Source organism: Cupriavidus sp. 01T418 (assembly GCF_056398885.1).
Map to the genome: position 1 here is coordinate 67,152 of NZ_JBFTQG010000019.1, position 17,896 is coordinate 85,047.

Sequence of the window (17,896 nt, forward strand, 5' to 3'; positions counted from 1 at the left end):
ATGACCGCAGCGGGTGACGCCAAGCCGCGGCGCATCGTCGTCGCGATCACCGGCGCCACCGGCGCGGTCTATGGGGTCCGCCTGGTGCAGATACTGCATACTGCGCCCGGCATCGAGACCCACCTGCTGATTTCGCCGGCAGGCGTGATGAACCTGCAGCATGAACTCGATATCGGCAAGGCCGAGGTGGAAGCGTTTGCCCACGTCGTGCACAACGTGCGCGATATCGGCGCCACCATTGCCAGCGGTTCCTTCGCGGCCCACGCCATGGTGGTCGCGCCCTGCTCCATGCGCACGCTGGCGGCGGTAGCCCACGGCCTCTCGGACAATCTCATCACCCGCGCCGCCGACGTCACGCTCAAGGAGCGCCGCAAGCTGGTGCTGATGGTGCGCGAAACGCCGTTGAACCTTGCGCACCTGCGCAATATGACCGCCGTCACCGAGATGGGCGGCATCATCTTTCCCCCGGTCCCCGGCTTCTACCAGAAGCCGCAGACCGTGGCCGAACTGGTCGACCATACCGTCGGCCGCGTGCTCGACCTGATCGACGTACCTCAAACACTGGCACCAAGCTGGGCCGGACTCAACGGCCAGGCCTGAAGCCGCCGGCGGCGATCAATGCCAATAGCGATAACGGCGGCCATACCCGCCGTGATAGCCATAGTAACCATAACCACCGTAGTAACCCGGGCTGACCACCACCGCCGGCGCGGCATACACCGGCGCTGGCGCCACGGCCACCTCACCGCCATAGCCATAGCCGGGATAAGCCGGGTACACCGCGCAGCCGCCCAGCATGGCGGCGCCCGCTACCACGAAACCCATCATCCACGTTTTCATTTCATCGTCCTTATGGCTTTGTCTAGCCTTAAGAACGTTATACGGGGCAGGTTAGTAATACAGGGTCAACGCGCTGTAACCCTTGTTACGAATCGCAACGTTTGGGTGACGGTATAAATGCAGCGCGACCGCCCTGTCCGACATCAAACCTCAAACCTGATTCCCTGCGCCAACGGCAACGCATCGCCATAATTCACCGTATTGGTAGCCCTGCGCATATAACCCTTCCAGGCATCCGACCCGGATTCACGTCCCCCGCCAGTCGCCTTCTCCCCGCCAAACGCCCCGCCGATCTCCGCCCCGCTGGTCCCGATATTCACATTGGCAATCCCGCAATCGCTCCCCGCGTCCGACATGAAGCGTTCTGCCTCGCGCAGCGACTCGGTGAAGATGCAAGACGACAAGCCATGCTCGGACGCGTTATTCAGCGCGATGGCTTCCTCCAGCGTGGTATAGGGCATCACATAGAGAATCGGCGCGAAGGTCTCCGTGAGCATTGTCTCGTGCTGCCGATCGGTCAGCACCAGGGCTGGCCGCACATACTCCGCATTCGGGAAACGATCCGCCAGCACGCGCTCGCCGCCATGCACGGTGTTGCCGTGCTCGTGGCAACGCAGTAGCGCACGTGCCATGGCCGCACCGGCGGCGCCATCGATCAGCGGGCCGACCAGCGTCGACTCGGCGAGCGGATCGCCGACCTGCAGGCGGCCGAACACCTGGATCAACCGCGAAGTCACGGCTTCCAGCACGTCGACATGCACAAAGGCGCGGCGCAGCGAAGTGCAGCGTTGCCCCGCGGTGCCGGCGGCGGAAAAGGTCATGGCGCGGATGGCCAGTTCGAGATCGGCCGAAGGCGCGATGATCGCGGCATTATTGCCGCCGAGCTCCAGGATGGCGCGCTTGAAGCGCTCGGCGCAGGCCATGCCCACTTCGCGGCCCATGCGCGTGGAGCCGGTCGCGCTGATCAGCCGCACGGCGGCATGCTCGACCAGATGCTGGCCCAGCACCTGCCCGCCCGGCAGCACCGTGGCAATGCCAACATGCTGCGGCGCGGCGATCTCCAGCACGCCGTCGAGCAGGCCTTGCATGGCCAGCGCGCTCAGCGGGGCTTTCTCCGACGGTTTCCAGATCACGCCATTGCCGCACACCAGCGCCAGCGCCGCGTTCCAGGCCCATACCGCCACCGGAAAGTTGAAGGCCGAGATCACGCCGCACAGGCCATAGGGGTGCCAGGTCTCGCGCATCGCATGCTGGGGGCGCTCGGAAGCGATGGTCAGGCCGTGCAACTGGCGCGACAGCCCGACCGCGAAGTCGCAGATATCAATCATCTCCTGCACCTCGCCCAGCCCTTCCTGCAGGATCTTGCCGGCTTCGAGCGAGACCAGTTGCCCGAGTTGCTTCTTGTGTTCGCGCAGCACTTCGCCGAAGCGCCGCACGACTTCGCCGCGCACCGGCGCGGGCACCAGGGCCCAGCTTGCCTGCGTTGCGCGGGCACGCTCGATGCGCGCATTGGCCTCGGCCAGCGAGCACGCGGGCAGGTGCCCGAACGCCTCGCCGTCGATGGGCGAGCGCACCGGCAACGCGCCGGTGGGACCTTCGCCGTTGCGCCAGGGCGCCGTCAGGCCGATGGCCTGCCAGCAGGCCGCGAATTCCTTTGTTTTCATACGGTTGCCTCATTAAGCGGATGACGGGTGTAGTGCCGGCCGAAACGATTGGCCAGGAAAGCGTCCAGCGGCATCGCCTCCTGCGGCACGAAGCCGGCCTGCGGCAGCGCGCCGCTGGCGACCAGGTCCAGCGCGGTGCAAATGCCCGCTGCCGTGGTGAGCTGGATCGCGTTGACGTGGCCCGCCGCCGTGTCGGCGCCGCCGATGCGCACCGAGAACGAGGCCTGCGTCAGCGCGCCGCGCCCGCCCTTGCCGCCCGCCGCATAGCCGGTGGCGTTGGCAAACACGATCACCACATCCTGCTGCGTGGCGGGAATCGCGCTCTCGAAGATTTCCCGCATCCAGTCGCGGCGTTCGCGCAGGCGCAGGTCGTTGAGCAGCAGCTTCATCACCGCGCAGTGCCCCGGATAACGGATCGACTTGTAGTCCACGTCGCGCGCCCGGCCCGCCAGTGTCTCGGGCAAGGTGCCGAGCCCGCCTGACGTATTAAAGGCTTCGTACTCGATGCCGTCCAGCGCGAAACTCTCCAGCCCTTCCAGCGCCGGCACTTCCACGCGGCGGCCGTCGACGATGGCTTCGCACGGGTTGCAGTATTCGTTGATCAGCCCTTCGGTGCTCCAGGTCAGGTTGTATTTGAGCGCGTTGCTCGGGTAGCGCGGTAGCGCGCCAACCCGCATTTTCAGGTCAAGCAGTTCGCCGCCGCCACGCAGGAAGCGCTGGGCGAGGTCGTTGCCGACCACGCCGATAAAACCCGGGGCCAGCCCGCACTGCGGCATCAGCACGGAGCGCGCGCCGTCGGCGAGGCGGCGGATGGCGTGGGTGGCGGCGACATCTTCGGTCAGGTCGAAGTAGTGCACGCCGAGGCTGGCCGCGACCGTGGCCACGGCGACGGCGGCGTGGAATGGCAGCGCATTGAGCACGGCGTCGGCGCCGCCGAGCAGCGAGGCGCAATCCTGGGCCTGGTCCGGATCGCCGACGCGCACGGCGATGCCTTCGGGCAAGCCTTCGAGGTGGGTGAGCTCACGGTCGACCAGGGTGACGCGATAGTCGCCGCTGTCATGCAACATGACGGCGATGGTGCGGCCGATCTTGCCCGCGCCCAGCACGACCACGCGCAGCGGCGTCTGCCTGGCGACGCGGGTGGGCGTGGCAGGGACGGCGGGTTGCACGGCGAGCGCCGCGGCTTGGGTGGTTTGTCCAGTCTGGTCCAGATGGCCGGTTGGCATGGTGCAGGTCATGATGTCCCTCGTGGAAATCGTTGATCGGCGTGGATCGGCGTTCGTGTGTGACTGAAGTATGGTTGCGGGCATAGTCAGAATGAAGGGACAAGATTGACGAAAGGGCTTCATAATCGAACGATTCGACGAAACTATCGGTCGAATCGTCGAGGCCGCTTCATCTTGTGCCGCCACCCAGACCGCCAGCGAACTGCGCCAGGCCCATGACCGAACTCGACCAGACCGACCGCCACCTGCTCTCCCTGCTGCAGGCCAACGCCCGCGATAACGCCGCCAATCTCGCGCGCAAGCTCGGTATTGCCCGCACCACCGTGGTGGCCCGTATCGCGCGGCTCGAACGCGACGGCGTGATCGCCGGCTACGGCGTGCGGCTCGGCAAGGAGATGGAAGACAATGCCATCCTGGCGTTCTGCGGCATGTCGGTGATGCCCAAGACCGCGCCCGCCGTGGTGCGGGCGCTGCAGCGCTTTCCCGAGATCGAGGAACTCAACTCGGTCAGCGGACCGGTGGACTACATGGCGGTGATCCGCTGCGACACGCACGCCCGGCTGGACAAGCTGCTCGATGAAATCGGCGCGCTGGACGGCGTCAACCACACCACCACGTCGATCGTGCTGGCGCGCAAGATCGACCGGCGCCGGGCTGCGGGAGAGTCAGCAGCGTGAGCGTAAAAGGCTTATGCTGCACAGCACGGCAGGCAGCCCGATAAACCATCCAGATCAGGAGAGCAAGACGATGAGCAATCGCATTCGAGTCGCCGTGGGCGGCGTGACCGGCTGGGCCGGCGGCGAACTGGCGCGCGGCGTGGCGCACGCGGACGATATGACGCTGGTGGCCGGACTGTCGCGCGGCGCGGCGGGGCAAACCCTGGCCGAACTCACCGCGCACAAGGGCACGCCCGGCGTGGCCGTGGCCAGCATCGACGAACTCGCGGACGGCGCCTGCGACGTCTATGTGGAGTACACCAGGCCGGACGTCGCCAAGCGCAACATCCTGCAAGCGCTGGCAAAAGGCGCGCACGTGGTGGTGGGCACCTCGGGGCTATCCGACGAGGACTACGCCGAGATCGATACCGCCGCGCGCCAGGCCGGGCGCGGCGTGCTGGCTTGCGGCAACTTCGCCATCACCGTGGTGCTGCTGCAGAAGTTCGCGGAGATGGCGGCGCGCCACCTGGAACACTGGGAAATCATCGACTACGCCAAGGCCGGCAAGGTCGATGTGCCGTCCGGCACCGTGCGCGAGCTCGCTTACCGCCTGGGACAGGTCCGCGAAGCCGCGCAGCTGGTGCCGATCGACCAGGTCAAGGGACCCAGGGAAACCCGTGGCGCGACGATGTCCGGCAGCCAGGTGCATGCCGTGCGGTTACCCGGATACCAGTTGGGCGTGGAGGTGATTTTCGGTGCCGACGGCCAGCGCCTGCATATCAAGCACGAGGCCGGCGATGGCTCCAAGCCTTATGTGTCCGGCGCGCTGCTGGCGATCCGCAAGGTGCACACGGTGACCGGACTGGTGCGCGGGCTGGACAAGGTGATGGAGGGGCTTTGAGGGAGCGCTGAACACGAATCCGGTTCGGGCCTCTCTCCCACTTGCGCACTTGCGGGAGAGAGGCCGGGGGAGAGGGAGTCACCGTCGTCATTGCAAGCGGCTCTGGCGCATCCCTACCAGAGCCCTGCCTTCCCTTTCTTGGCCTCCGCCTTGCTCGCCGGCGCCGCCTGCGCGGCCGAGGCGGCACTGGGGTTGAGCTGTTGCGCCATGGCCTTGTCCTGGTCGGCCATCAGCACGCGGGCCTGGGGCAAAAGCATTTCGATGGTGCCGTTATTGGGATCTTCCGGAATCGCATAGAGCTCCACGGTCAGCGGCCTCTTCGTCCAGCCGGCATGCGTGCTCTTGACGGGCTGCCCGGTCTTGTCGTTCATGCTCACCTGCTCCGAGCGGAAGGGCTTGCCGTAGCGTGCGGTGAGGCTCTCCAACGCCGCCTTTTCCGAACGCATGCCATCGGTGGGCACAATCAGGCCGACCAGGGCGTTACGGTCGACAAAAGCCACCACGTGGGGGCCATCCATGAACGCGGGCCGCTTGTCGCGTGGCACGCCGACCTGGCGCATCACGCCGTCGCCGCGCACTTCAACGCACAGGGCAGTCACGTCGCGGCCGTCGGGGGTGCGCTTGTCGGCGCAATCTGGCAGCGCGGGCAGCGGGCTGCCGATCTCCAGGCTGTCCAGCATCGGCGCCAGCAGGTCGGCGGCGCCATCCTTGGGCGCAGCGCCGGCCCAAGGCGAAACCAGCAGCAGGCTGGCGAAGGCCAGCCCGGCGAGGGGGTATTTCATCCAGACTCCTGAGGAAAACTCCGGATTGGAGTGCCCCCTGCGCGCGTGGTTCCTGCCGCCAGCCACAAGGTGGCAAGGCAGGCACTTCGCCGGGGGGTTGATGCGACGTTAATGCGACGGACTAACCCATCCTATGTGGCATGAGTCACTTTTCGCGTGACGGTCAGCGCTTCGCGCCGGAAGGCATGCGCGACATGGTGATAGAAGGGGTGGGGGCAGAACTGGCGCGCCAGAAAGGAAGCGAGCAGCGAAGCCGCCAGCAGGAAGAGGGTGAGATCCTGCGAGCGCGTCATCTCCATCACGATCACGCTGGCCGTAATGGGTGCCTGGGTGGCGGCGGCCAGAAAGGCCGCCATCGACACCAGCGCCAGCACGCGCGGCTCGGTCATGCCGCCGAAGGCGTGGCCGACAAACTGCGCCACATTGGCGCCGATACCGGAGCCGATCGCCAGCGAGGGGGTAAAGATCCCGCCGGGAATGCCCGCGAAATACGACACCACGGTAGCCACCAGCTTGGCGATGCCGAACCACAGCGTGCTGTGCGGCTCGCCGTTGATCAGCCCGGCGGCCTGCCCGTAGCCGGTACCGAAGGTGGCGCCGCCGGTGGACCAGCCGATCACCGCGGCCACCAGGCCGCACAGGAATGCCACCAGCACCGGATGCTCCGCCGGCCAGCCGTGCAAGCGCGCCGGCAGCAGCGCCGGCACGCCGCCGATCAGCAGCTTGGCGAACATGCCGCCGAGCACGCCGTTGATCAGCGCGCACAGCAGCACCGGCCCCCAGGCATCATGCAGCGCAAGGATCGGCGTCTTGACGGTGAAATACGGATTGTTGCCCAGGACCGCCAGCGACAGGAAACCAGCAGTCAGCACGCCCGATAGCACCAGCCGGTCCCAGCGCACGGCAGTGCCGCGGCCGAGTTCCTCGATGGCAAACACCACGCCGGCCAGCGGCGTATTGAAGGCCGCTGCCAGGCCCCCGGCGGCGCCGGCGGCAATCAGGGCATTGGGGTGAAAGCCGATGCGGAACTGCAGGCGCTCGTGGCACCAGCGGCCCCAGGCCAGCATGGCGGCGGCGCCCACCTGCACGGAAGGACCCTCGCGTCCGATCGAGGCGCCGGCCAGCAGGCCGCCGGTGGTCAGCAGCACTTTCCACATCGACTGGCGGAACGACACCAGCACGTTCTGCGGCGGCCCCGAGGGCGGCAGCGTGACTGCTGCGATCACCTGCGGGATGCCGCTGCCGCGCGCCTGCGGTGCCAGCCGGATGGTGAGCCAGCGCAGCGCAGCCAGCCCGAACGGCAGCAGCACGAAGGCCAGCCATGGCGTGGCGGAGGTCAGCCTGTCGTTCCAGCGCAACGCCACTTCGGCAATCCACGCGAAGATCAGCGAGAACACCGCCACGCAGCCAGCGCCGCACATAAAGACGGCGTAGCGCAGGGTCGTCCGGGAGATGCGCCATATCTGGCGCGATTTACGGTCGGCGGCAAGACGGGCGCGGCGGCGCAGGGCATGCAGGCGATCGGATTCGACGCTGGCGTCGCGCAGGGGATTGTCGTCGGGATCGCGCTGGGGATCGCGCTGGGGATCGCGTTGGGAATTTGGCTCGGAATCGTTCATGGAGCGGCCGGCATGGGCAAAAAAACACCGTGACCCGCCCGCAGGTGGACACATCATGGCGTGGCAGAACTATACGCCCATCGCCGCTGCAGGTCTCTTGCCGGCGCGCCCTGCTCCCAAGCGCACCTTGCCGCGTCAGTCCAGCGAAATATGATTGGCCTGGATCACACCGGCCCACCTGGCACGGTCGGCCTCCACATAGCGCTGGACCTCGGCGCTGTCGCGCGGCCGCTGAATCACCAGCCCGAGCGCCGCGAAGACCTGGCGGAACTGCGGATCGCGGGTGGCCTTGGCTGCGGCCGCCTGCAGGCGCGCGATGGCTTCGGGTGGCGTCTGCGCCGGCACCGCCAGGCCGAACCAGGTGGCAGCCTGATAGTTGGGATGCCCGCTCTCCGCCACGGTGGGCACATCGGGCAGCACTTCCAGGCGTTCCGTGCTGGTCACCGCCAACGCCTTGAGCTTGCCAGCCTTGATATGCGGCAGCGAGGTGCTGACCACGTCGATCATCAACTGCACGTCGTTGCCCAGCAGCGCCGCCAGCGCCGGCGCGCTGCCGTTGTAGGGCACGTGGGTGAGGTTGATGCCAAGTTCGCTCTTGAGCATCTCGGTGGCCAGCTGCAGCGGGTTGCCGAGCCCGACCGACGCATAGTTCAGCTTGCCGGCGTTGGCCTTGGCATAGCCGGCGAACTCGCGCACGTTGGCGGCCGGCACCTGGGTGTTGGTGACCACCACCAGCGGGATTTCGGCGGCGATGGCGATGGCCTTGAAATCACGCTTGGCGTCGTAGCTGACCTTCTTGTAGAGCATCGGGTTGAGCACCATGCTGGCGTTGCTGGCCAGCAACACGGTGTAGCCGTCGGCGGTGGCACGCGCCACGCCGGTGGCGGCGATCATGGTGTTGGCGCCGGGGCGGTTTTCCACCACCACCGGCTGCTTGAGCTCACGGCCCATGCCATCGGCCAGCGCGCGGGCGAGCTGGTCGGCGGAGCCGCCCGGCGCGTAGGGCACGACCAGCTTGACCGGCCGCTCGGGGTAGGCGGCGGCCACGGCGAACTGCGCGCAGGCGAGTGCGCCCGCGCCGAGCAAGGCGCGCCATCCGGATATCCAGCGTTGCATATCGTCTCCTCTATTTGCTTGTTGGTTTGGTGCTACGGTGCCACGGACCTTGGACCTTGTCGCCAGGCGCATCACACGCGCCGCGTGCGCCCTTCCCAGTACTTGTCGCGCAGGCGGCGCTTGGCCAGCTTGCCGGTATCGTCGCGCGGCAGTTGCGCCTCCACCACGATGGTGCGCGGCACCTTGTAGCCTGACAGGTGCTGGCGCAGCCATTCGATGATCGCGCCCTCCTCCAGCCTGGCGCCCGACACCGGCTGCACCATGGCCAGCAGGCGTTCGCCATATTCGTCGTCGGGCACGCCGAAGACTACGCAGTCGGCCACGCCGGGATAGCGCACCAGTTCGTGCTCGATCTCGGCCGGGTAGATGTTCACGCCGCCGGAGATCACCATGTCGGAGGCGCGGTCACAGATAAAGAGGTAGCCGTCCCCGTCGAGGTAGCCCATGTCGCCCAGGCTTACCAGGCCGTCGCGGTCGATGGCGCGGCGGGCTTCTTCGTTGTTGCGGTAGGTGAAGTCGGGGTAGGCCGGCTGGCGCACGTAGACCAGGCCGATCTCGCCGGGCGCGCAGGGGACGCCCTGCTCGTCGAGGATCCGGACTTCGCCCTGGTCCACCGCGCGGCCGGCGGTGCCGGGCTTGGCCACGGCGTCGTCGGGCGTGGCCACGGTGATCATGCCGGCTTCGCTCGACGCATAGGTTTCGTGGATCACCGGGCCGAACCAGTCGAGCATGGCGCGCTTGACCTCGGGCGCGCACGGCGCGCCGGTCGAGGCGACGAAGCGCAGCGAGGAAATGTCATAGCGCGCGCGCACCTCGGGCGGCACCTTGAGCATGCGCACATACATGATGGGCACCAGGTAGAGCACGTCGATGCGGTGCTTCTCCACCAGCGCCAGCACCTGCTCCGGTTCGAAGCGCGCGCACAGCACCAGGCGCTCGCCGAGTTGCAGCGCGTTCTGGATGAACACGCCCGGCGCGCTGTGATACAGCGGCGCGGCCATCAGCGCGCGGCTGCCCTCCACGATACCCATGGTCTGCGCCACCACCGAGCGCATGCACCCGAGTTGCTCCTCAAGCGTGGCCAGCGGCAGCGGAGCGCGCAGTACGCCCTTGGGGCGGCCGGTGGTGCCGGAGGTGTAGGCCATATGGCCGCGCGGCGCCACGCGCGGGCCGTCGTAGGGCTGCTGGCCGGCGAGCCAGCTTTCGTAATCGTTGACACCGGCGGGGCTGTCCTTGCCCGGCACCGCCACTGCAATCACCTGCACGCCCTCCGGCACGGCGGCGCGCACGCCGTCCAGCAGGTCGGCGTGGACGATCAGTGCGCGGGCACCGCTGTCGGTCATCAGGAAGCGGATTTCTTCCACGGTGAAGTGCCAGTTGATCGGGCAGTAGTACATGCCGACGGTACGGCAGGCATGCACGATGTCGGCAAAGACCGGGTCGTTGCGCAGCAGCACCGCCACCACGTCGCCTTCCTCGAGGCCGAGTGCGCGCAGCCCGCCAGCCAGGCGCGTGCCGCGCTCGCTCAGCTCGGCGCCGGTGCGGTGGGTATCTTCGAACCAGAGGTCGGCGGCCATCAGTTGTCTCCAGCTTTGGTAGGCGTAAAGGTAAAGGTTGGGGCATTCACCGTGTGCGTGGCCATGATCAGACCCAGCCAGGTACCACCGCCGGTGCTCAGCACGTGCTGGCCAGCCAAAAGATCGTTCTTGAACATGGTGTCTCCTTCTTGTTGTCGTCGTCGCCAGGCGTCGTTGCACCCGTCTGGCCCCGCTCGTGGCGCTCCGGCAGGGAACGCTCACTGTAGCCTCGGCATCGGGCATCGACAATTCCCCTGGAGAGACTCACAATGTTGAGCGATACGCGACAATACTCCAGAGAATCCCGGATGGACCTGAACCTGATCCAGGCTTTCGTCGACATCGTCGAGGCCGGCAACCTGTCCGAGGCGGGACGGCGGCGCGGCGTCACGCGCTCGCAGGTCAGCCGCCAGTTGCGCGAACTGGAGCACCAGGCCGGCGCGCAGTTGCTGCGCCGTACCACGCGCCGGCTGGAGCTGACCGAGCCGGGGCACGCGCTGTACCAGCATGGCCTGCGCATCCTCCAGGAAGTGGCCTCGGCCCAGGCCGAGATCGATAGCCTGGGCACCACGCTACGCGGCCACGTGCGCGTGAGCGTGCCGACCGGGCTGGGTGACACCATCCTTGCGCCGCTGCTACTCGCATTCACCGGGCAGCATCCCGGTATCTCGCTGCGCGTGTTCTTTGCCAACCGCGTGGTGGACCTGATCGCCGCCGAGATCGACGTGGCGCTCAAGATCACCTCCCAGCCGTCGCTGGACTACGTGGCACGCGACATCTGCGCCATCGACTGGCAGCTTTGCGCGTCGCCCGCCTACCTGGCGCGCAGCGGGCCGCTGCAAAGCCCGGCCGACCTGGCGCGCTGCCAGTTCCTCTGCCCGCCCTACCCCGCGCGGCGCTTCGTCCTCACGCTCGACCGCGGCGATCAGCGCGAGCAGGTGGAGCTGATCCCGCACCTGCAGTGCGAGCATTTCCCCTTCCTGATACGCGCGGTGCGCGACGGCCAAGGCGTGGGACTGCTGCCGGTGTACGCCGGCTGGGAGGATGTGCGCGAGGGCCGGCTGGAACCGGTTTTGCCAGACTGGAAGCCCGAGGGACTGGGCAGCCGGCTCTACATCATCACCACGCCCAACCTGCATCCGTCGATGGCCACGCGCGCGCTGATCGACTTCCTGCGCGAGCGGATTCCGGCGCTGGATGTGTTCAGCGGCCAGGGCGGCGGCATGCCTGGCTAATCCGCCGCGGCCAAAACCGTAACTGACTCTTGAATGTGCCGGCCAGCAGCCTCAACTACCTACGTCATGCAAGGTGCGGCAAAAGCGATGCCGACCCGACCTGCACGCGCAAGCGTGACGGAATGCCTGCTTTTCATCTGCGGTTCTGCCTGCGTCATGGCGCCGGAATGAACTAAAACAAAACTGGACGCCGGGATGTTCCGGGCGTTCGCTCTCCTGGAGGTGGCATGCCCCCTCGCACCACCGTTTTCGTCGCGGCCATTGTGGTCGGGCTGCTGCACGGCTACATCGGCCTGCGCCTGCTGCCCGGGTTGCCGGTACCGTTCGTCGTCAAGGCGCTTGCCGTGGCGTGGCTGGCGCTGTCCTGGCCACTGATTCCCGCCGGCTTGCTGGCGCGGCGCCTGGACCAGCCGTGGTGCGACGCGCTCACCTGGGTAGGCATGCTGGCGATGGGTTTCTTCTCCTCGCTGCTGGTGCTGACGCTGGCGCGCGACGTTGTGCTGCTGGTGAGCGCCGTCGCGGGCTGGCAGCCGGCCTGGCTGCTACCCCGCACCGCGGCGGCGGTGCCGGTGCTCGCGCTGGTGGTCACCGCGCTAGGGCTGTTCAACGCGCGGCGCCTGGCGCAGGTGGTCGAGGTGGAAGTGCCGATCGTTGGACTGCCCGACTCGCTGCACGAATTCACCATCGTGCAGATCAGCGATATCCACGTTGGCCCGACCATCAAGCGCGCCTATCTGGAACGCATCGTCGCCCGCGTCAACGGGCTGAAGCCGGACGCCATCGCCATCACCGGCGACCTGGTCGACGGAACGGTACGCGAACTGGCGTCGCACACCGCCCCGCTGGGCGACCTGAAGGCACGCCATGGCACCTTCTTCGTCACCGGCAACCACGAGTACTACGCCGGCGCCGAACCGTGGATCGTCGAACTGCGCAGGCTGGGGCTGCGCGTGCTGATGAACGAGCATGTGGTGATCGGAGAGGACGAGGAAGCGCTGGTGCTGGCCGGGGTGACCGATTATTCCGCCCACCGCTTTGACGAAAGCCACCGCAGCGACCCGGCGCGCGCGCTGGACGGCGCGCCATCCGTCGTCGCCGCACGCGTGCTGCTGGCGCACCAGCCGCGCACCGCGCCCGCCGCTTCGACAGCCGGCTTCGACCTGCAGCTCTCCGGGCATACGCACGGTGGCCAGTTCTGGCCGTGGAATTTGTTCGTGCCGATGCAGCAGCCCTATACCGCCGGGCTGAACCGGCATGAGGCGATGTGGGTGTATGTGAGCAGGGGCACCGGCTATTGGGGGCCACCCAAGCGCATTGGGGCGCCGTCGGAGATTACCAGGCTGAAGCTGGTGCGCAAGCCGCCGCCGCCGCTCAACGCGGATGTGGCGTAACTCGCGGACACGCACAAAGCAAAGGGCCCCGCGCGAGCGGGGCCGTGCTTAACGCGCGATAGGCTTGTAGCGGATACGCTTGGGCTTGGCGCCCTCCTCACCGAGGCGGCGCTTCTTGTCGGCCTCGTATTCCTGGTAGTTGCCCGGGAAGAACTCCACGTGCGACTCGCCCTCGAAGGCCAGGATGTGGGTAGCGATCCGGTCCAGGAACCAGCGATCGTGCGAGATCACCATCACGCAACCCGCGAACTCCAGCAGCGCGTCTTCCAGCGCGCGCAGCGTTTCCACGTCGAGGTCGTTTGACGGTTCATCGAGCAGCAGCACATTGCCGCCGGCGATCAGCGTCTTGGCCAGGTGCAGGCGCCCGCGCTCGCCGCCCGAGAGCGTGCCCACGTGCTTCTGCTGGTCCGAGCCCTTGAAGTTGAAGCGGCCGATATAAGCACGCGACGGCGTTTCATAGCGGCCCACGGTCAGCACGTCGGCGCCGCCGGAGATCTCCTCGAACACGGTCTTGTCGCCGTCGAGCGCATCGCGGCTCTGGTCCACGTAGGCCATCTTCACGGTCGGCCCAATCTTGATCTCGCCGCTGTCCGGCTGCTCCTTGCCCGTGAGCATGCGGAAGAAGGTCGACTTGCCGGCGCCGTTCGGGCCGATAATGCCGACGATGGCGCCGGGCGGCACCTTGAAGCTGAGGTCGTCGATCAGCAGGCGGTCGCCGTAGGCCTTGCTCACGCCGTTGAACTCGATCACCTCGTTGCCCAGGCGCTCACCTGCGGGGATGAAGATTTCCTGGGTTTCGTTGCGCTTCTGGTATTCCTGGCTGTTCAGTTCGTCAAAGCGCGCCAGACGCGCCTTGGACTTGGCCTGGCGCCCCTTGGGGTTCTGCCGCACCCATTCCAGTTCCTTGTGCAGCGCCTTCTGTCGGGCCGACTCGCTCGACTCTTCCTGCTTCAGGCGGGCTTCCTTCTGGTCCAGCCAGGAACTGTAGTTGCCCTTCCAGGGAATGCCTTGGCCACGGTCCAGTTCCAGGATCCATTCGGCCGCGTTGTCGAGGAAGTAGCGATCGTGGGTCACTGCCACCACGGTGCCGGGAAAGCGCGTGAGGAACTGCTCCAGCCACTCCACCGATTCCGCATCCAGGTGGTTGGTCGGTTCATCGAGCAGCAGCATGTCGGGGCGCGACAGAAGCAGGCGGCACAGCGCCACGCGGCGCTTCTCGCCGCCGGACAGGTTGCCCACCTTGGCTTCCCACGGCGGCAGGCGCAGCGCGTCGGCCGCGATTTCCAGCTGCAGCTCGGCGTTGTTGCCGTCGCTGGCCGCGAGAATAGCCTCGTACTTGGCCTGGTCCGCCGCCAGCGCGTCGAAATCCGCATCCGGCTCGGCATAGGCCGCATAGATCTCTTCGAGCTTCTGGCGTGCCTCGAACACGCCGCCCAGCGCCGCCTCCACCGACTCGCGCACGGTCTGCTCGGGGTCGAGCTGCGGCTCCTGCGGCAGGTAACCGATGTTCAGGTTAGGCATGGGCGTGGCTTCGCCCTCGATTTCCTTGTCGATGCCCGCCATGATCTTGAGCACGGTCGATTTGCCCGAGCCGTTCAGGCCCAGCACGCCGATCTTGGCGCCCGGGAAGAAGGACAGCGAAATGTTCTTGAGAATGTGACGCTTGGGCGGGACGATCTTGCCCACGCGGTTCATGGTGAAAACGTACTGTGCCATGCGGATCCGGGTGAAATGGGGGGAATCGGGCAAGTGTAGCAAAGCCGGTCCTGCCGCGGCCCTTCAGGACGCTTTTCCCCCGCGCGGGTCGATCTCCAGGCGGGATGCGAACGCACTGCAACATCGGCGATGGCTTCGGCGACGGCACGTCGAAAGCGGTAGAGACCCTTAATCGGTAATACCGATTTACCTGCCGGAAAGACTGAACTAGACTCCGCTCACTCGGCATGTGCGCGGCAAGGCAGTGGCGGTCGCAGGCATCCGGATCTGCATCGCACAATCGAGCGGGCATCAGCATACGTGGCGCGAAACCCTGGACGTCGTTACGCGGCCCCCGCGGAACGCAGGAGACCCGAGTGAACGACGAAAGGCCGATACGCCGCCAAGTCCACAGATTCGCCCTGCACCCCTCTGCGCCGCATCCAGGCCTGGTTCGGCCGGCTCGGTCGCGATGGCTTCATCTACCGCTCGTGGCTGAAAAGCCGTGGCATCCCCCACGACCAGTTCGACGGCCGCCCGGTCATCGGCATCTGCAACACCTCGCACGAGCACAACCACTGAATCCCGCACGCTGACGCACCCAACGCAATGAACCGGGCATGACCCGGACACGGCAGACAGGGAGACACCTGGCATGGCATCGGTACAGATTCGCGGCGTCCAGAAGTACTTTGGCAGTACGCAGGTCATCCGCGGCGTGGACATCGACATCGCCGATGGCCAGTTCACCGTGCTGGTCGGCCCGTCCGGCTGCGGCAAATCCACGCTGCTGCGCATGATTGCCGGGCTGGAGGAAATCACCACCGGCGAGATCGCCATCGGCGGCCGGGTGGTCAATCGTCTGCCGCCCAAGGAGCGCGACATCGCCATGGTGTTCCAGAACTATGCGCTTTACCCGCATATGACGGTCTATGACAACATGGCCTTCTCGCTCAAGCTCGCCAAGGGCGACAAGGACGAGATCAGGAAGAAGGTGGACAAGGCCTCCGCCATTCTCGGCCTGGGCAGTCTGCTGGACCGTTACCCGCGCCAGCTCTCGGGCGGGCAGCGCCAGCGGGTGGCGATGGGCCGCGCCATCGTGCGGGATCCGCAGGTGTTCCTGTTCGACGAGCCGCTCTCCAACCTGGACGCCAAGCTGCGCGTGCAGATGCGCGCGGAGATCAAGGAGCTGCACCAGCGCCTGCGCACCACCTCGGTCTACGTCACGCATGACCAGATCGAAGCCATGACCATGGGCGACCAGATCGTGGTGATGCGCGACGGCCGCGTGGAGCAACGTGGCAAGCCGCTTGAACTGTACGATCATCCCGACAATCACTTCGTGGCCGGCTTCATCGGCTCGCCGGCGATGAACTTCATGCCCGGCGTGCTGCGCCGCCAGGGCGGCGCGACCGTGGTCGAGTTCCCCGATGGCACGTGCCTGCCCACCCCCGCGCGCTTCGACGCCAGCGCCGAAGTGGAAGGCCAGCGCGTGATCTATGGCGTGCGGCCCGAGCACCTGAGCCTGGGCGCGCCGGGCCAGGGCCTGCGCAACCGCGTGTCGGTGGTGGAGCCCACCGGCGCCAACACCGAGATCTATTCCCGCTTCTGCGAGACGGACTTCATCTCGATCTTCCGCGAGCGCCATGATTTCGCAGCGGGCGACATCCTGAACCTGGTGCCCGACCACCAGCACACCCACCTGTTCGATGCCGATTCGGGCCAGTCGCTGCTGCGGCATCGCACGTCGGGTGCGCAGGGCAATCCGGGACACAGGCATGACCAGCACGGGGCAGAACCCCTGACCACGGAGGAGACAAAACGATGAGCGCACCGACCAGCTTCACGAGACGCGATTTCCTGGTATCCACGGCTGCCGTCGCCGCCACCACGGCGCTGGGCAGCCATGCCTTCGCCGCCCCGGCACCGCTGCTATACAAGCCCGAAGCGGGCGCCAAGCTGCGCGTGCTGCGGTGGAAGCGTTTCGTGCAGGGGGACGAAGACCTGTGGAATGCGAACACGAAGAAGTTCACGGAGCTGACCGGCATCGAGGTGCGCGTCGACAACGAAGGCTGGGAAGACGTGCGGCCCAAGGCCGCAGTGGCGGCCAGCGTCGGCAGCGGGCCGGACATCATCCTCGGATGGTTCGACGATCCCCAGCAATACCCCGACAAGCTCGTCGACCTCACCGACCTCGCCAACTACCTTGGTGGCAGGTACGGCGGCTGGTACGACGTCTGCCGCAAGTACGGCACGCGCAACGGCAAGTGGATCGGCCTGCCGCTGGGCGTGGTCGGCAACGCGCTGGTCTATCGCGAGAGCCATGTCAAGGCCGCGGGCTTTGACACCATTCCCAAGGATCTCCCCGGCTTCCTCAAGTTGTGCCAGGGCCTGAAAGCCAGGAACACGCCCTGCGGCTTCGCGCTAGGCAAGGCAGTCGGCGACGGCAACAACTGGGCGCACTGGCTGCTGTGGTCGCATGGCGGCATGCTGGTCGATACCAAAGGCAAGGTCGTGGTCAACTCGCCCGAGACCTGGGCCGCGCTCGAGTATGCCAGGCAGCTCTATGCCACCTTCGTGCCCGGCACGCTGTCATGGCAGGACCCGTCGAACAACAAGGCCTTCCTGGACGGGCAGATCAGCCTGACCGCCAACGGCATCTCGATCTACTACGCGGCCAAGAATTCGAAGGAACCCAGGATGCTGGAAATGGCGCGCGACATCCAGCACGCGCATTTTCCAATCGGCACGTCCGGCAAGCCCACCGAACTGATGCAGATCACGCAGATGATGCTGTTCAGGTATTCCAAGTATCCGAACGCGGCCAAGGCCTACTTGCAGTTCATGATGGAGCCGGAGCAGTACAACCCGTGGATGGAAGCCGCCATCGGCTATGTCAGCCAGCCGCTCAAGAGCTACGAGGCCAACCCGATCTGGACGGCCGACCCCAAGCACACGGTCTACCGCGACGCCGCCGCGCTGATGCTCGACAACGGCCACGCCGGGCCGCTGGGCACGGCCTCGGCCGCGGCCATGGCCGACTACATCGTGGTCGACATGGTGGCCGAAGCGGCCAGCGGCGCCAAGACGCCCAAGGAGGCGGCGGCACGCGCGGCAGAGCGTGCGCAGCGGTATTACAAGGCCTAAGGCCACCGGAGTCTGCCGCCGATGGCTCTACAGATGGCTTGCTCCCC

Annotated in this window: 16 protein-coding genes and 1 pseudogene; 8 read left to right on the forward strand and 9 right to left on the reverse strand. The window is 66.7% G+C overall.

Features of this window, described 5'->3' with window-relative positions; translation table 11 throughout:
* Complete coding sequence (locus AC1DQ3_RS19435; RefSeq protein WP_477121783.1) at positions 1-600, forward strand: UbiX family flavin prenyltransferase; 600 nt, start codon at positions 1-3, stop codon at positions 598-600.
* Positions 601-615: 15 nt separating this feature from the next.
* Here the strand turns inward: AC1DQ3_RS19435 and AC1DQ3_RS19440 are convergent, their stop codons facing one another.
* The 3 genes from AC1DQ3_RS19440 to AC1DQ3_RS19450 all read right to left on the reverse strand — a co-directional run bounded on the left by AC1DQ3_RS19440 (position 616) and on the right by AC1DQ3_RS19450 (position 3,742).
* A complete protein-coding gene (locus AC1DQ3_RS19440; RefSeq protein ID WP_477121784.1) occupies positions 616-840 on the reverse strand; it encodes a hypothetical protein in 225 nt (74 codons plus the stop codon).
* Between the two features lie 143 nt (positions 841-983).
* Entirely contained in the window at positions 984-2,504 is a 1,521-nt protein-coding gene (gene amaB / locus AC1DQ3_RS19445) for an L-piperidine-6-carboxylate dehydrogenase (protein WP_477121785.1), read from the reverse strand.
* Positions 2,501-3,742, reverse strand: a complete 1,242-nt coding sequence (locus AC1DQ3_RS19450; RefSeq protein WP_477121786.1) for a saccharopine dehydrogenase family protein — start codon at positions 3,740-3,742, stop codon at positions 2,501-2,503. Before AC1DQ3_RS19450 ends, amaB begins: the two co-directional genes overlap by 4 nt.
* 203 nt (positions 3,743-3,945) lie before the next feature.
* On the opposite strand from AC1DQ3_RS19450, the gene AC1DQ3_RS19455 reads away from it, so the two are divergent.
* A complete protein-coding gene (locus AC1DQ3_RS19455; RefSeq protein WP_477121787.1) occupies positions 3,946-4,407 on the forward strand; it encodes an Lrp/AsnC family transcriptional regulator in 462 nt (153 codons plus the stop codon).
* A gap of 70 nt (positions 4,408-4,477) precedes the next feature.
* Positions 4,478-5,287 (forward strand): 4-hydroxy-tetrahydrodipicolinate reductase, encoded by an 810-nt coding sequence (gene dapB, locus AC1DQ3_RS19460; protein ID WP_477121788.1) that lies wholly within the window; start codon positions 4,478-4,480, stop codon positions 5,285-5,287.
* 113 nt (positions 5,288-5,400) lie between these two features.
* On the opposite strand, the gene AC1DQ3_RS19465 is transcribed toward dapB, so the two are convergent.
* The 5 genes from AC1DQ3_RS19465 to AC1DQ3_RS19485 form a co-directional block, all read right to left on the reverse strand.
* The gene (locus AC1DQ3_RS19465; RefSeq protein WP_477121789.1) at positions 5,401-6,069 is read right to left on the reverse strand and encodes a hypothetical protein; all 669 of its coding nucleotides are present in this window, start codon (positions 6,067-6,069) and stop codon (positions 5,401-5,403) included.
* Positions 6,070-6,200: 131 nt separating this feature from the next.
* Entirely contained in the window at positions 6,201-7,688 is a 1,488-nt protein-coding gene (locus tag AC1DQ3_RS19470; RefSeq protein WP_477121790.1) for a chloride channel protein, read from the reverse strand.
* 135 nt (positions 7,689-7,823) lie between these two features.
* Positions 7,824-8,804, reverse strand: coding sequence for a Bug family tripartite tricarboxylate transporter substrate binding protein (locus AC1DQ3_RS19475; protein ID WP_477121791.1), 981 nt, complete (start codon positions 8,802-8,804; stop codon positions 7,824-7,826).
* Between the two features lie 71 nt (positions 8,805-8,875).
* Positions 8,876-10,381 carry an acyl-CoA synthetase gene (locus tag AC1DQ3_RS19480; RefSeq protein WP_477121792.1) on the reverse strand — a complete coding sequence of 502 codons (1,506 nt, stop codon included), beginning with the start codon at positions 10,379-10,381 and terminating at the stop codon, positions 8,876-8,878.
* A complete protein-coding gene (locus AC1DQ3_RS19485; RefSeq protein WP_477121793.1) occupies positions 10,381-10,518 on the reverse strand; it encodes a hypothetical protein in 138 nt (45 codons plus the stop codon). Before AC1DQ3_RS19485 ends, AC1DQ3_RS19480 begins: the two co-directional genes overlap by 1 nt.
* A 171-nt stretch (positions 10,519-10,689) precedes the next feature.
* Between AC1DQ3_RS19485 and AC1DQ3_RS19490 the strand changes: the two genes are divergently transcribed.
* Together AC1DQ3_RS19490 and AC1DQ3_RS19495 are read left to right on the forward strand one after the other, a co-directional pair.
* A complete protein-coding gene (locus tag AC1DQ3_RS19490; protein WP_477121794.1) occupies positions 10,690-11,616 on the forward strand; it encodes a LysR family transcriptional regulator in 927 nt (308 codons plus the stop codon).
* A gap of 227 nt (positions 11,617-11,843) precedes the next feature.
* Positions 11,844-13,007 carry a metallophosphoesterase gene (locus tag AC1DQ3_RS19495; RefSeq protein WP_477121795.1) on the forward strand — a complete coding sequence of 388 codons (1,164 nt, stop codon included), beginning with the start codon at positions 11,844-11,846 and terminating at the stop codon, positions 13,005-13,007.
* A gap of 48 nt (positions 13,008-13,055) precedes the next feature.
* On the opposite strand, the gene ettA is transcribed toward AC1DQ3_RS19495, so the two are convergent.
* Positions 13,056-14,723, reverse strand: coding sequence for an energy-dependent translational throttle protein EttA (gene ettA, locus AC1DQ3_RS19500; protein WP_477121796.1), 1,668 nt, complete (start codon positions 14,721-14,723; stop codon positions 13,056-13,058).
* A gap of 411 nt (positions 14,724-15,134) precedes the next feature.
* On the opposite strand from ettA, the pseudogene AC1DQ3_RS19505 reads away from it, so the two are divergent.
* From AC1DQ3_RS19505 to AC1DQ3_RS19515, 3 genes and pseudogenes are all read left to right on the forward strand, one after another.
* Positions 15,135-15,272, forward strand: a pseudogene (locus tag AC1DQ3_RS19505) (dihydroxy-acid dehydratase); the annotation flags it as partial.
* 85 nt (positions 15,273-15,357) lie between these two features.
* Positions 15,358-16,530: an ABC transporter ATP-binding protein gene (locus AC1DQ3_RS19510; RefSeq protein ID WP_477121797.1), complete on the forward strand. Its 1,173-nt coding sequence runs from the start codon at positions 15,358-15,360 to the stop codon at positions 16,528-16,530.
* Complete coding sequence (locus tag AC1DQ3_RS19515) at positions 16,527-17,849, forward strand: ABC transporter substrate-binding protein (RefSeq protein WP_477121798.1); 1,323 nt, start codon at positions 16,527-16,529, stop codon at positions 17,847-17,849. The genes AC1DQ3_RS19510 and AC1DQ3_RS19515 overlap by 4 nt, the downstream gene beginning before the upstream one ends.
* Positions 17,850-17,896: the final 47 nt, after the last annotated feature.

Bases quoted from the DNA above. Each gene is read 5' to 3' on its own strand.
- AC1DQ3_RS19465 (WP_477121789.1), bottom strand. From the start codon at position 6,069: ATGAAATACCCCCTCGCCGGGCTGGCCTTCGCCAGCCTGCTGCTGGTT.
- AC1DQ3_RS19480 (WP_477121792.1), bottom strand. From the start codon at position 10,381: ATGGCCGCCGACCTCTGGTTCGAAGATACCCACCGCACCGGCGCCGAG.
- amaB (WP_477121785.1), bottom strand. From the start codon at position 2,504: ATGAAAACAAAGGAATTCGCGGCCTGCTGGCAGGCCATCGGCCTGACG.
- AC1DQ3_RS19455 (WP_477121787.1), top strand. From the start codon at position 3,946: ATGACCGAACTCGACCAGACCGACCGCCACCTGCTCTCCCTGCTGCAG.
- AC1DQ3_RS19485 (WP_477121793.1), bottom strand. From the start codon at position 10,518: ATGTTCAAGAACGATCTTTTGGCTGGCCAGCACGTGCTGAGCACCGGC.
- AC1DQ3_RS19450 (WP_477121786.1), bottom strand. From the start codon at position 3,742: ATGACCTGCACCATGCCAACCGGCCATCTGGACCAGACTGGACAAACC.
- AC1DQ3_RS19510 (WP_477121797.1), top strand. From the start codon at position 15,358: ATGGCATCGGTACAGATTCGCGGCGTCCAGAAGTACTTTGGCAGTACG.
- dapB (WP_477121788.1), top strand. From the start codon at position 4,478: ATGAGCAATCGCATTCGAGTCGCCGTGGGCGGCGTGACCGGCTGGGCC.
- AC1DQ3_RS19475 (WP_477121791.1), bottom strand. From the start codon at position 8,804: ATGCAACGCTGGATATCCGGATGGCGCGCCTTGCTCGGCGCGGGCGCA.
- AC1DQ3_RS19515 (WP_477121798.1), top strand. From the start codon at position 16,527: ATGAGCGCACCGACCAGCTTCACGAGACGCGATTTCCTGGTATCCACG.
- AC1DQ3_RS19470 (WP_477121790.1), bottom strand. From the start codon at position 7,688: ATGAACGATTCCGAGCCAAATTCCCAACGCGATCCCCAGCGCGATCCC.
- AC1DQ3_RS19435 (WP_477121783.1), top strand. From the start codon at position 1: ATGACCGCAGCGGGTGACGCCAAGCCGCGGCGCATCGTCGTCGCGATC.
- AC1DQ3_RS19440 (WP_477121784.1), bottom strand. From the start codon at position 840: ATGAAAACGTGGATGATGGGTTTCGTGGTAGCGGGCGCCGCCATGCTG.
- ettA (WP_477121796.1), bottom strand. From the start codon at position 14,723: ATGGCACAGTACGTTTTCACCATGAACCGCGTGGGCAAGATCGTCCCG.
- AC1DQ3_RS19490 (WP_477121794.1), top strand. From the start codon at position 10,690: ATGGACCTGAACCTGATCCAGGCTTTCGTCGACATCGTCGAGGCCGGC.
- AC1DQ3_RS19495 (WP_477121795.1), top strand. From the start codon at position 11,844: ATGCCCCCTCGCACCACCGTTTTCGTCGCGGCCATTGTGGTCGGGCTG.